Genomic DNA, 1,076 nt, shown 5'->3' on the forward strand with positions numbered 1-1,076 from the left:
ATTCCATACATGTCAAGGGTAGGTAAGGTTTTTCGCGTTGCATCGAATTAATCCACATCATCCACCGCTTGTGCGGGTCCCCGTCAATTCCTTTGAGTTTTAATCTTGCGACCGTACTCCCCAGGCGGTCAACTTCACGCGTTAGCTACGTTACCAAGTCAATGAAGACCCGACAACTAGTTGACATCGTTTAGGGCGTGGACTACCAGGGTATCTAATCCTGTTTGCTCCCCACGCTTTCGTGCATGAGCGTCAGTATTGGCCCAGGGGGCTGCCTTCGCCATCGGTATTCCTCCACATCTCTACGCATTTCACTGCTACACGTGGAATTCTACCCCCCTCTGCCATACTCTAGCCCGCCAGTCACAAATGCAGTTCCCAGGTTAAGCCCGGGGATTTCACATCTGTCTTAGCGAACCGCCTGCGCACGCTTTACGCCCAGTAATTCCGATTAACGCTTGCACCCTACGTATTACCGCGGCTGCTGGCACGTAGTTAGCCGGTGCTTATTCTTCCGGTACCGTCATCCTCCCCGGGTATTAACCAGGAAGTTTTCTTTCCGGACAAAAGTGCTTTACAACCCGAAGGCCTTCTTCACACACGCGGCATTGCTGGATCAGGCTTGCGCCCATTGTCCAAAATTCCCCACTGCTGCCTCCCGTAGGAGTCTGGGCCGTGTCTCAGTCCCAGTGTGGCTGGTCGTCCTCTCAGACCAGCTACAGATCGTCGCCTTGGTAGGCCTTTACCCCACCAACTAGCTAATCTGCCATCGGCCGCCCCTGTAGCGAGAGGTCCTAAGATCCCCCCCTTTCCTCCGTAGAGCGTATGCGGTATTAATCCGGCTTTCGCCGGGCTATCCCCCACTACAGGACACGTTCCGATGTATTACTCACCCGTTCGCCACTCGCCACCAGGGTTGCCCCCGTGCTGCCGTTCGACTTGCATGTGTAAGGCATGCCGCCAGCGTTCAATCTGAGCCAGGATCAAACTCTTCAGTTCAAACCTGTTACTGTTTTTCGGTTCCGTTAAGAACCGGTCGCTCACTCAACGTACTGACGAATGATTCATCTGTCCGA

Annotated in this window: 1 rRNA gene; it reads right to left on the reverse strand. The window is 54.0% G+C overall.

The features are described from left to right. Positions 1-999 (reverse strand): 16S ribosomal RNA (locus tag ABH945_RS36095); the annotation flags it as partial. Positions 1,000-1,076 lie beyond the last annotated feature (77 nt).

The organism is Paraburkholderia sp. GAS333 (assembly GCF_050435665.1).
Classification (GTDB): Bacteria; Pseudomonadota; Gammaproteobacteria; order Burkholderiales; family Burkholderiaceae; genus Paraburkholderia; species Paraburkholderia fungorum_A.